Annotated in this window: 10 protein-coding genes; 6 read left to right on the top strand and 4 right to left on the bottom strand. The window is 60.6% G+C overall.

What is annotated here, in order from left to right:
- Window positions 1–136 precede the first annotated feature (136 nt).
- Together adh and AC3WOG_RS00395 are read left to right on the top strand one after the other, a co-directional pair.
- Entirely contained in the window at window positions 137–1,657 is a 1,521-nt protein-coding gene (gene adh / locus AC3WOG_RS00400; RefSeq protein WP_492576114.1) for an aldehyde dehydrogenase, read from the top strand.
- Between the two features lie 63 nt (window positions 1,658–1,720).
- The gene (locus tag AC3WOG_RS00395) at window positions 1,721–2,116 is read left to right on the top strand and encodes a DUF779 domain-containing protein (RefSeq protein ID WP_492576113.1); all 396 of its coding nucleotides are present in this window, start codon (window positions 1,721–1,723) and stop codon (window positions 2,114–2,116) included.
- Between the two features lie 4 nt (window positions 2,117–2,120).
- Here AC3WOG_RS00395 and eutC read toward each other — a convergent pair whose 3' ends face one another.
- From eutC to eat, 3 genes are read right to left on the bottom strand one after another with little or no spacing between them, the layout of a single operon-like run.
- Window positions 2,121–2,918 (bottom strand): ethanolamine ammonia-lyase subunit EutC, encoded by a 798-nt coding sequence (gene eutC / locus AC3WOG_RS00390; RefSeq protein ID WP_492576112.1) that lies wholly within the window; start codon window positions 2,916–2,918, stop codon window positions 2,121–2,123.
- Complete coding sequence (locus AC3WOG_RS00385) at window positions 2,915–4,309, bottom strand: ethanolamine ammonia-lyase subunit EutB (protein WP_492576111.1); 1,395 nt, start codon at window positions 4,307–4,309, stop codon at window positions 2,915–2,917. Before AC3WOG_RS00385 ends, eutC begins: the two co-directional genes overlap by 4 nt.
- 43 nt (window positions 4,310–4,352) lie before the next feature.
- Window positions 4,353–5,756 carry an ethanolamine permease gene (gene eat / locus AC3WOG_RS00380; protein ID WP_492576110.1) on the bottom strand — a complete coding sequence of 468 codons (1,404 nt, stop codon included), beginning with the start codon at window positions 5,754–5,756 and terminating at the stop codon, window positions 4,353–4,355.
- Window positions 5,757–6,004: 248 nt separating this feature from the next.
- On the opposite strand from eat, the gene AC3WOG_RS00375 reads away from it, so the two are divergent.
- Both AC3WOG_RS00375 and AC3WOG_RS00370 read left to right on the top strand, forming a co-directional pair.
- The gene (locus AC3WOG_RS00375) at window positions 6,005–6,871 is read left to right on the top strand and encodes an AraC family transcriptional regulator (protein ID WP_492576109.1); all 867 of its coding nucleotides are present in this window, start codon (window positions 6,005–6,007) and stop codon (window positions 6,869–6,871) included.
- Window positions 6,872–7,503: 632 nt separating this feature from the next.
- Window positions 7,504–8,862 (top strand): reverse transcriptase family protein, encoded by a 1,359-nt coding sequence (locus tag AC3WOG_RS00370; protein WP_492576108.1) that lies wholly within the window; start codon window positions 7,504–7,506, stop codon window positions 8,860–8,862.
- An 88-nt stretch (window positions 8,863–8,950) separates the two neighbouring features.
- Here the strand turns inward: AC3WOG_RS00370 and AC3WOG_RS00365 are convergent, their stop codons facing one another.
- Complete coding sequence (locus AC3WOG_RS00365) at window positions 8,951–9,400, bottom strand: ester cyclase (protein ID WP_492576107.1); 450 nt, start codon at window positions 9,398–9,400, stop codon at window positions 8,951–8,953.
- A gap of 878 nt (window positions 9,401–10,278) precedes the next feature.
- On the opposite strand from AC3WOG_RS00365, the gene AC3WOG_RS00360 reads away from it, so the two are divergent.
- Together AC3WOG_RS00360 and AC3WOG_RS00355 are read left to right on the top strand one after the other, a co-directional pair.
- Window positions 10,279–10,533 (top strand): hypothetical protein, encoded by a 255-nt coding sequence (locus tag AC3WOG_RS00360; RefSeq protein ID WP_492576106.1) that lies wholly within the window; start codon window positions 10,279–10,281, stop codon window positions 10,531–10,533.
- A 239-nt stretch (window positions 10,534–10,772) separates the two neighbouring features.
- Window positions 10,773–11,615, top strand: a complete 843-nt coding sequence (locus AC3WOG_RS00355) for a molybdate ABC transporter substrate-binding protein (protein ID WP_492576105.1) — start codon at window positions 10,773–10,775, stop codon at window positions 11,613–11,615.
- Window positions 11,616–11,860 lie beyond the last annotated feature (245 nt).

Genomic DNA, 11,860 nt, shown 5'->3' with positions numbered 1-11,860 from the left:
ATGCGTCGCAACCGTGCCTGTTACACGTGCAGGGTTCACCAGCGCGGTGCATTGGCACACTTCTGGCTCTAGCCTCTCGCGGCCAAGCGAAATATCGCGCCGAATACAGCCCATTCAACATGTGAGGAGCACACAGATGAATCACGCAGAGATGCAATTTCTGACCACCGAATTCCCGTACAAAAAGCAGTATGCGAATTTTATCGGCGGCGAATGGGTCAAGCCCGTCGGAGGCGAGTACTTCGACAATGTCTCGCCGATCACCGGCGAGCCGTTCACGTCGATCCCGCGCTCACGCGAGGCCGATATCGAACTCGCGCTCGACGCCGCCCATCGCGCGAAAGCCGCATGGGGCAAGACCTCGACCACCGACCGCGCCAACATTCTGAACCGCATCGCCGACCGGATGGAAGCGAATCTGCAACGACTCGCAGTCGCCGAAACGATCGACAACGGCAAGCCGTTGCGCGAAACCATGGCCGCCGACATTCCGCTCGCGATCGATCACTTCCGCTATTTCGCCGGGGCCGTGCGCGCGCAGGAAGGCTCCATCTCCGAGATCGACGACGACACCGTCGCTTATCACTTTCACGAACCGCTCGGCGTAGTCGGCCAGATCATTCCGTGGAATTTCCCGATCCTGATGGCGGTGTGGAAACTCGCACCTGCACTGGCCGCCGGCAATTGCATCGTGCTGAAACCGGCTGAGCAGACGCCGGCATCGATACTCGTGCTGCTCGAACTGATTCAGGACTTGCTGCCGGCGGGCGTGCTGAACGTGGTGAATGGTTTCGGCCTCGAAGCCGGCAAGCCGCTCGCATCGAACAAGCGCATCGCGAAGATTGCCTTCACCGGCGAGACGACCACGGGCCGCCTGATCATGCAGTACGCGAGCCAGAACATCATTCCGGTGACGCTCGAACTCGGCGGCAAGAGCCCGAACATTTTCTTCGCGGACGTGATGGACCAGGACGACGGTTACTTCGACAAGGCGCTCGAAGGCTTCGCGATGTTCGCGCTGAATCAGGGTGAAGTGTGTACATGCCCGTCGCGTGTGCTGATCGACGAAAAGATCTACGACCGCTTCATGGAGCGCGCGTTGAAGCGTGTTGCCGCGATTACGCAGGGCCATCCGCTCGATACGAAGACCATGATCGGCGCGCAGGCTTCGCAGGAACAGCTCGAAAAGATCCTCTCGTATGTCGATCTCGGCAAGCAGGAAGGCGCCGAATGTCTGATCGGCGGCGAACGCAATACGCTCGACGGCGAACTGAGCAAGGGCTACTACGTGAAACCGACGGTATTCCGTGGCCACAACAAGATGCGCATCTTCCAGGAAGAAATCTTCGGGCCGGTGGTATCGGTCACGACGTTCAAGACGGAAGATGAAGCACTGGAAATCGCCAACGATACGCTCTACGGCCTCGGCGCCGGTGTGTGGACGCGCGACGGCACGCGTGCTTATCGTTTCGGCAGGCAAATCCAGGCGGGCCGCGTGTGGACGAACTGCTATCACGCGTATCCGGCACATGCTGCGTTCGGTGGCTACAAGCAATCGGGCATTGGCCGCGAGAATCACAAGATGATGCTCGATCACTATCAGCAGACCAAGAACCTGCTCGTCAGCTATAGCCAAAAGCCGCTCGGCTTCTTCTAAGCGCGACGATCCTGTTCAGGCGGGCCGCGTCGTGCGGCCCGCTTTTTTCAGCGAGGGAATGTGATGGCTGATGAGAAGGAAGTCGCACGCGTGATCGCGACGCCTGCCGCAGCGACGTTGATCGACACGCTGCGTGCCGAGCATGGCGCCGTGATCTTTCACCAATCCGGCGGATGTTGCGACGGCAGCGCGCCCATGATGTTTCCGCAAGCCGAATTCATGGTCGGCTCATCCGACGTGAAGCTCGGGACGATCGCCGGCGTACCGTTCTACATGAGCGAATCGCAGTTCGAGTATTGGCAACACACGCAATTGATCATCGACGTGGTGCCGGGCAACGGCGGCATGTTTTCTTTGGAACGATCCAGCGGATTGCGATTTTTGACGCGCTCGCGACTCTTCGAGGACGACGAGAACGCGTGGCTGGAAACGCATCCGGTGGAACGGGCGGATGCGTGATTTCTTAGGCGGCGCCTGGGTTTGAATCGTCGCCGACTGCGGGTGCCGAGGGCGTACTCGTCAGCGACGCGTCGCTATCGTCTTTAAGACCGACACCGGTGAGTCCCAATCGCCGTGCATGCGTCAACAGGTAATGCAATTTGTGCGCAGCTAACGCGTAGTTCAAACCTTCAGGCCGCACGTTCGAAATGCAGTTGCGCTGCGCATCGCTACAGCCCACTTTCGGCGCGTACGTCAGATAGATGCCGAGGCTGTCGGGCGAACTCAAACCGGGCCGCTCGCCGATCAGCATCACCACCAGCTTCGCGCCTAACAACTCGCCGATTTCGTCGCCGAGCGCAACACGCGCCTGCCGCGCGACCACCACCGGGCCGATTTTCCAATCCGTGAGTTTCGGACAGACGGCTTGTAAAAACGGAATCGATTGCTTCGATGCGGCGAACGCCGACAGGCCGTCGCCGATCACGAACACCACATCGGGTGAAGCGGCCGGAACCTGGGCGAGCGCTGCGCGGCTCTCTTCCGACAAGCGTCTGCCGAGATCGGGACGCCGCAAGTAATGCTCGCGATCGGGCGCGGCGCTATGCACGTCGAGCGTGCTGAAATTTTGCGCGCGCAACTGTTCGTGCAACACATCGGTATCGAGCGGATGATGCACCGCGTCGCGTGCTTGCGCATGCGACAGGTTGAACGCCAGCAACGGCGCGGTCGGCAAACTGTTGCCCGCGCGTCCCAACGCGATGCGCGCATTGGTGAACTGGCGCAGCGCGTTCCATGGATTGTTTTCGAGGAAGTCGCTCATGCGATGCCCATCCAGTCGCGCGCGCCTTCCAGCAGCGGTTGTTGGGTCGATGCGCTGAGCAATGCGCCGCGCGTGTCGGTGATCTGCATCGACTCCAGCCATTCTTCGAATTCAGGTGCACGGCGCAAGCCGAGCACGTCGCGCACATACAGCGCGTCGTGAAATGACGTGCTTTGATAGTTGAGCATCACGTCGTCCGCGCCCGGAATGCCCATGATGAAGTTGATGCCCGCCACGCCCAGCAGCGTGAGCAGGTTGTCCATGTCGTCCTGATCGGCTTCGGCGTGATTCGTGTAGCAGATGTCGCAACCCATCGGCACGCCGAGCAGTTTGCCGCAGAAGTGATCTTCGAGACCCGCCCGCGTGATCTGCTTGCCGTCGTACAAATATTCCGGTCCGATGAAACCGACCACCGTGTTGACCAGAAACGGATTGAACTTGCGCGCGACCGCATAGGCGCGCACTTCGCAGGTCTGCTGATCGACGCCGTGATGGGCATCGGCTGACAACGCGCTGCCCTGGCCCGTTTCGAAATACATCAGGTTATTGCCGACCGTGCCGCGTTTGAGCGACAAGCCCGCTTCATACGCTTCCTGCAGCAGCGCGAGCGAAATGCCGAAACCCGCGTTCGCCTTCTCCGTACCGGCAATCGATTGAAACACCAGGTCGACCGGCGCGCCTTTTTCGATCGCGGCGATCGTGTTGGTGACATGGGTCAGCACGCACGATTGCGTCGGCACCTGATAGCGTTGGCGGAAGTCGTCGATCATCACGAGCAGTGTGGTGATCGCGGCGAGATTGTCGCTCGCCGGGTTGATGCCGATCATCGCGTCGCCGCAGCCGTACATCAGGCCATCGAGCATCGACGCGGCGATGCCTTTGACGTCGTCGGTCGGATGATTCGGTTGCAGACGCACCGACATGTGGCCCGGCAAACCAACCGTATTGCGAAAGCGCGTGATCACCGGACGCTTGCGCGCCGCCGCGATCAGGTCCTGATTGCGCATCAGCTTCGACACCGCCGCGACCATCTCCGGTGTGAGGCCGGCGGTGATGCGTGTGAGCGCGTCGGCATCGGTCGTGCTGCTGAGCAGCCAGTTGCGGAAATCGCCTACCGTCAGATGCGCGATCTCGGCGAAGGCTTGCGGCGAGTGATCGTCGATCACGAGGCGCGTGACCTCGTCGCTTTCGTACGGGATCAGCGCTTCGTTGAGGAACGTGCGCAGCGGCACCTGGGCGAGCGCCATCTTGGCTGCGACGCGTTCTTCTTCGCTGGCCGCGGCGACGCCCGCGAGTTGATCGCCCGAACGCTGCGGACTCGCCTTCGCCAGCAGCGTTTTGAGGTCGGCGAAACGATAGGTGCGGCTGCCGATTGTCTCGGTGTAGCTCATCTTTACGACTCCATCGCCGCTGCTCACGCAGCGGCTCGATCCGTCATTCTTCAAGCAAAGTGTCCGCCGGCGCCGTTTCGCGTTGATGGCGCGTCAGCAGGAAGTAGACGTAGCCCAGCGCGAGGAAGATCGCGAATACGATGGCCACCAGAAAATTGAAGTAGACCATCGTCGCCAGACAAATCACCGCGGCCACCAGCGCGAACGCCGGAAAGAACGGAAACAGCGGCGCGCGGAACGGGCGCTCCATGTTCGGGTCCGAGCGGCGCAGCTTGAACAGCGACAACATGCTGATGATATACATCACGATAGCGCCAAATACGGACATCGTCACGATGTTCGCCGTCAGCGTCTGGCCGCCGAACTGGATCAGCTCATCGCTGTAGATCGCGGCGATGCCGACCACACCGCCCGCGAGAATCGCGCGATGCGGCGTCTTGAAGCGCGGATGCACCGTCGAGAGCCACTCCGGCAGATAACCCGCGCGGGCCAGCGCGAAAATTTGCCGCGAGTAGCCGAGGATGATGCCGTGAAACGACGCGACGAGCCCAAACAGGCCGAGCCACACCAGCATGTGCATCCAGCCGCTATGTTCGCCGACGATGAACTTCATCGCTTGCGGCAGCGGGTCGTTGATGTTCGACAGCTTGGTCCAGTCGCCCGCCGCACCCGCAAACACCATCACGCCGATGGCGAGTACCACCAGCGTCAGAATGCCGGCGACGTAGGCGATCGGAATCGAGCGCTTCGGGTTCTTCGCTTCCTCGGCGGCCATCGCGACGCCTTCGATCGCGAGAAAGAACCAGATCGCGAACGGGATCGCCGCGAACATGCCGTGGAACGAGCCCATGCTGAAGGTGTCCGCGCCCGACCAGCCGCCCTTCGTGAAGTTGGACCACTGGAAACCAGGCGAGACGACGCCCATGAACACCAGCAGCTCGAAGATCGCGAGCAGCGTCACGCACAACTCGAAGGCCGCGGCGATCTGCACGCCGACGATATTCAGCGCCATGAAGACGAGATAGGCGCCCATCGCCGCGTGCTTCGGTTCCAGGCCGGGAAACTGCACATGCAGATACGCGCCGATGGCGAGCGCAATGGCCGGTGGCGCAAAAACGAATTCGACGAGCGTCGCGGCGCCCGCCAGATAGCCGCCGGTCGGGCCGAACGCGTGGCGCGCGTAGGCGAACGGGCCGCCCGCATGCGGGATCGACGTGGTGAGTTCGGTGAAACTGAAGATGAAGGTGGTGTACATCGCCGCGATAAACACGGCCGTGATGACGAAGCCGAGCGTGCCGGCGCTCGCCCAGCCGTAGCTCCAGCCGAAGTACTCGCCCGAAATGACGAGACCGACCGCGATTCCCCACAGTTGCCACGTGCCGAGCGTCTGTTTCAACTCGTGATGTGTGACCTTGCCGACGTGCTGACTTTTGGACTCTGATTTCATCGGGGGCTCCCTGATGTTGCCGCTTGCTTTATGCCGCAAGGTGTTGCGGTGCATGGGCGGACAGGCTTCAGCCGATGGTAGTGAGCCATTAATCGAGGTGTTATCGAAATTCGGCAATTTTCGGCGGCAGGTGTGTTAGCGGGCGCTTAAATGTGCTGATGCTCGGTGCGTGAGATTCGCAGGATTTGGTAAATGGAGACGTGGTACTTTGGTTCGCATCCATTCGGCAAACTTCTGTTGGTTAGCTCATGAACGAATCAGGTAATCGGGCACGCTATGAAACTCGGCTGGGCCGCGTGCTCGACCATATTTACGATCATCTCGACGAACCGCTCGATATAGACCGTCTGGCGGAAATCGCCTGTTTGTCGCCGTATCACTGGCATCGAATCTACCAGGCGATGTACGGCGAGACCGTGGCGACGACCGTGCGTCGTCTGCGGCTGCATCGCGCGGCTGGATACCTCGCGAACGGCGCGATGCCGATCGCTGAGATTGCCGAGTGCTCGGGCTATAGCAGTTTGCAGTCTTTCTCGCGCACCTTTCGCGCGGCGTTCGGTGTTCCGCCGGCGCAGTATCGCAAGCAGGGCACACATAGCCGGTTTCGTCCGGCGCTCTCAGGAGACAGGCAAATGACGATGCATGAAGTGGTGATTCGTGACGTAGAGACGATGGAGGTTCTGTCGGTGGATCACGTTGGACCGTACATGCAGATCGGCAAGGCGTTCGACGCTTTGTTCGGTTGGCTGGCGAAACACAATCTGCTGGCGGCGCAGATGCGGATGATCGGGATTTACTACGACGATCCGGGTGTGGTTGCAGAGAGCGAATTGCGGTCGAAAGCCGGCGTGTTGTTGCCGCATCCGATTCAGGCGGCTGTGACGGTGAGCGCGCCGGTCTCGGTGGCTCACGTGAAGGGGGGTCAATATGCGGTGCTGCGGCACAAGGGACCATATAGCGATATGCGTGCGGCGTATGAGTGGCTGTACGGAACGTGGCTGGTGCAGTCGGGACGTGAAGCTGCGGATGCGCCTGTGTTCGAGGAATATCTGAATAGCCCGAAGGAGACTGCGCCTGCGGACTTGCTGACGGAGATCTGTTTGCCGTTGGCTTGATGCTTTGCCTGCTCTGTGCTCGCTTGTGCAGCGCGGTTCGCTACTGCCTCTCTGGTTTTTATAGTCTTTGTATATGTATACGTAGTAATAATTAACAAGCAGCGCGCCTGGCTGTGGATAACTTGAATCTTCTTTTACGGATCAAAGGTCTGCGGAATCGATAACCCTGCGGAGCGTGAGCGGACAGGGACACGGAGCCAGGGAAAACTTTTGCGCGGCTTGGTGGGGCCGCGCTTTTATCAAGGTTTCGCCCACAGTGTGTCAGGTGGCTTTTACAAAAGTTATCCAGAGGGGGTTGTGGATAAGTGAGGGGCTCGCGTGGTACGGCAAGGACCTGAAAGTTGGCCGTCCGCCCAGCGGGGCGCCAATGCGCCGCTGCCGGTCTCTACCGTAAAATTGCTTCGTACTGCCAAGGCATTGACAAGTTATAGCCCCGTCGATTATCGTCGGCACGCGGGACGGCTGGTCAAGCTTGCCAAGGTACGGGAAGCATACGTTCCGGGCACTACGGGGCTACCCCGTGGATCTGAATGACCTCCGCAGTTCGTCGCATGAGCGCGACTTGCGCGTTGCGCAACACGGCTCACGCAACACAAGACGCGTTGACTGGTCGCCCCGCCCTCTTTTGCTCTATGTCGTTATCCTCTCTGCAGCACGTCACTTACGCCATCGCCGATGCAATGCTCGCCGGGGCGGCCGAGCCCCTCGGCATGGTCGAGCGCATGACGCATGTGTTGGGCGCTCCCGCTGACTGGATGGCCGGCCTCGCGCGCAGGGTCGCAAAGCGATTTGGCGCGCACTGGGATAGCGTCGATCGTAAAGAATTGTCGATGATCGTTGCTGAGACAACGGGCTTCGTTGCCGCGTGGCGCAGCGACAATCGCCCGGTTATCGTTCGCGTGCTGATCCGGCCGCCGATCCAGCGCCCGCCTCCGCCCCGTTTGCGCGATATCGTGCTGCCGCAGTTGCCGACCCTCGGCGACCTCGCCGCGTGGCTCGCGCTGGAACCGGCAGAACTTGACTGGTTTGCAGATCGCTGGCGCCTGTCGGCGCAGAACGCGACAACGCCGCTTCATCACTATTCGTACAAGGCCATCGAGAAACGCGACGGCCGATGCCGCATCATCGAAATTCCCAAATCGCGGCTGCGGAATCTGCAGCGGAAAGTGCTGCACGGTTTGCTCGGTCGGATTCCAACTCACGATGCTGTGCACGGCTTCCGGCGCGGGCGGAATACCGTCACGTTTGCCGCGCCTCATGTTGGGAAAGCGGCAGTGATCCGCTTCGATCTGACGGACTTCTTTGCGGCTGTTCATGCCGGGCGCGTTTACTCCGCGATCAGCACCTTAGGTTACCCGAGGGAAGTTGCGCGCGCGTTGACCGCTCTGTGTACCAATCGGGTGCCGAGTGGCCGCTTGCTGGCGCCCGATGTGCGAGACCGGATCGATTGGGCGGAGCGGCAGCGCTATCGGAACCGGCATTTGCCACAGGGGGCGCCTACTTCGCCCGCGTTGGCAAATCTGTGTGCTTTCCGGCTCGATCTTCGGCTCGCCGGGCTCGCCCGTACGGTCGGTGCGACTTATACGCGGTACGCCGATGATCTGGCTTTTTCCGGCGACGACGATCTCGCGCGAGTTGCGGAGCGGCTGTCGATCAGGGTGGCGGCGATTGCTATTGAGGAAGGGTTTGCGGTCAATCTGAGGAAGACGCGCGTGATGCGTCGCGGGGCGAGGCAACATCTGGCTGGGGTGGTGGTGAATAGCCATCCGAATCCTGCGAGGCCGGCGTTCGACGCTTTGAAGGCGGTGCTCACGAATTGCGTGCGGCATGGAGCGAGTTCGCAGAATCGCGATAATCATTCCAACTTTCGAGCGCATCTCGCGGGCAAGGTTGCGCATGTTGCAATGCTGAACCCGGCAAGGGGCGCGAAGCTTAGAGCGATTTTTGAGCGGATTGTGTGGGACGAAAATTGCCCGAGCGAGCAAGGATAACGCCACAACGGGCCGGTGACGCTTGGCCCGTTGTGGCGTTAGATGCACACAGCATTGCTGGAAAACTGCGGAAGCGCTGTGCCTTCGATCACGCTGCCTTGAGGAGTCCAAGTTGTTGCAGCGCGGTCACGCCGTCGTCCAGCCCGGTTTCTTCGACGATCTTGCCACCATTGAGCCGTAGCACGGTCGTGCCAGTGAAGCGCATTTTCCGTCCGGTCGCGGCCGGCAACGATCCAATGAGGAAATCGCCGAATGCCGGACCGGTATGTGTGCCTCCACCCTCCCAACGGCCAACTACATAGTCCCCCTCGGCGATGAGATCAGCGGCGCCCCAGAAGTTGAGATCCGGAAACGCTCGGCGGAAATCGGTCATGAATGCCTTGATGTCCTCGCGGCCACGGCGCGCCTCGTGCAGCGAGTATTGAAGAAGCATGTCAGGAGCAGCAAGTTCGTCGACGATGTCGAGGTTGCATGTCTTGCCCCAGAAATCGGTGAACCAGCGGCCCACGACGGCCTTGTTGTCATCTTCCCTGGACATGGTGAATTCCTCATTGACTGTGGTTGAACGAGGAAAACGCGATCGTCTCCCTCTGTCTGAACAATATTGGCGCCAGCAGTCAGCCGCCCCCCGTTTCTTGCTGCAATACTCGATAAACCGACGCGCGGCTTGTGGTGACGATGGTCACTACGCGCGTCGTTCGTAAGCGACGGCGCCAGGGGGCGTAGCGATGAAATAGACAGCAAGAATCGGAGTGCCTGTGCTGACCTGCTGCCATAACCTGTCCATGCGATCGCACAGTAACCAAGGCTGGCGGACGAAGGTCGGTGCGCTCGAACCACATGCATCTTGCGGGCGCCCGGAGCACCAATTTCGTCATCGGCGTAGCGCTCGCCTGTCCCTCATTGAAAGGAGTTCAACCATGTTGCCATTTCTCTCGTTTCATGCGCTCGCAGCCCAACGCGGCGATGGACTGCGCCCTGAACTTCTAGCCTTATTTGAACGCCATGCCCGATCAGAAACTGGTCTCGTCGCCATCATCGAACCTGTCGAAACAGAGTCTCTTTCCCAAGTCGCAGGCGCCGTCTCCAATGGTCCTGTGAAGGAGTGCCGGGCCGAAGGGGCGTCGGCGAACGTCTCATGCTCCCGCGGGAGCGGACAGTAGGTCACCAGTTCTGAGCGACTCAAACGGGTCGGCAGTGGCCAGTCGTCACCACTGTAATAATCGCCAGTACAGAGATCAATAACTTCAAGGATCGAGGCCAACGGAATGCGCGATCACTGATCGGCATTCTTGAGCGCGCGTCTCTGCCTGCACGCGGGGTGCAGCCCTATAACGAGTACAGCATCGGCCCGACCTCAATGGCACTCAGCGGACCGCGTGGCGAGACGGGCCGCTCACGCTAAGGAGACGTAGAATGAAATCAGTACTCGCGATTGCCTTCATCGTTTTTTTTAGCGTGGCTGCGATGGCCACCACTTCCATGGGATCCTACTTGAGGAATGGCAGCGACCAGCAGGACGCTTGCCGTTCTGCAACCGCTGCTGCGGAGCAGGACAGGGTTAATTGGCTCTCCAAGGGATGGATCTTCGCAGGGATGTCAAGCTGCACCTGCTCCGGAAGCGGAACAAGCTGGACTTGCTCAGTCAATGCCACGTATTTCCGCCGGTAACCGCAGAGCGACGCCTCACGGCAACTCGGGGGCCAGGTCGGCACTTCCGGTGTTCGCGGCTCCCTATTGTCGACCGTCCGGTCAGCAGCCTTAGCGGACTCGCCAACGCGTGTGCGCGACAGGCAGCTTCGGGTCGAACAGCGCCCGTCGACGGCGGGGTAGTGTGAAGCTGACCGGTTTGCGGCAGTCTCGCTGCCGCACTCGATGTCGGCTAACATCATGACTGGCATCCGGACTCGATGCATATCCGGACTGGGTCATCCGATCGACATTGGGGCGGGGTCGTGACCATCCGCAAGCTGAGGATTCGCGCACTCGCGTTCTGCGTAGCGGGCGTGTTACTGGGCAGCGGGGCCGCATTGGCAGACGAAGTCAAGGTGATGATTTCGGGCGGGTTTGCGTCAGCCTATCGCGAACTGGGCCCGCAATTCGAGGAGGCGACCGGCCGTAAGCTAATCACCGTCTGGGGGCCCGCGGTGGGTACGGCCGCGAATGCGATCCCTGTGCGGCTTGCGCGCGGCGAGTGGGCCGACGTGCTGATCGTGGTTGGGTATGCGCTCGACGAACAGATCAATGCCGGCAAGGTGTTGCCTGACAGTAAGGTGGACTTCGCACGCTCGGCAATCGGCATGGTGGTTCGCGAGGGGACGCCGAAGCCGGATATCAGCTCGGCCGACGCATTGCGGCGAGCGCTGCTCGCAGCGAAGTCGATCGTCTATCCGGACAGCCCGAGTGGCGTCTATGTTGGCAGCGAACTGTTCTGGCGTCTCGGCATCGCGGGGCGGATGGAGAGCAAGAGCCGCATGATTCCGGTCGCGCAGGTCGCCGATGCCGTCGCGAATGGAGAAGCTGAGATCGGAATTCAGCAGGTCGTCGAACTGTTGCCGGTGAAGGGGGTGACGGTGGTCGGCAGTTTGCCCGCAGAAGTGCAGAGGTACACGGTGTTCTCCGGGGGCATCGCCACCAATGCGAAGAATCCGGCCGGCGCAGAGGCGCTGATCCATTTTCTGTCGTCGCCGGACGCGGCGCCCGCGATTTCGAGGACCGGGCTCGAACCGCTTTCGGCGACGCCTGCGAAATGAGCGAAAACGCGCGTCCTATGCGCCGTTCGACCTGAGTGGCCGGCGACTTTCCGGGAACGGCCCAGACTGTGTCAAGACGCAGTTTGACCACCTATCATCTTGGTACCGCGTTAGGGGTAAGCCAGATGAAGCGTTTTGTTCAAGGCGACAGTCGTACGCAAAGCATCCTTCGTCCTGAATGTCTCGACGATTACGTAACGGATATGCCAGCAGCTGGATCTTTTCTCCGATGCCCGCTCGCATAC

It is taken from the genome of Paraburkholderia sp. FW306-02-B (assembly GCF_058782725.1).
This window is presented reverse-complemented; position numbering and strand designations above follow the sequence as displayed.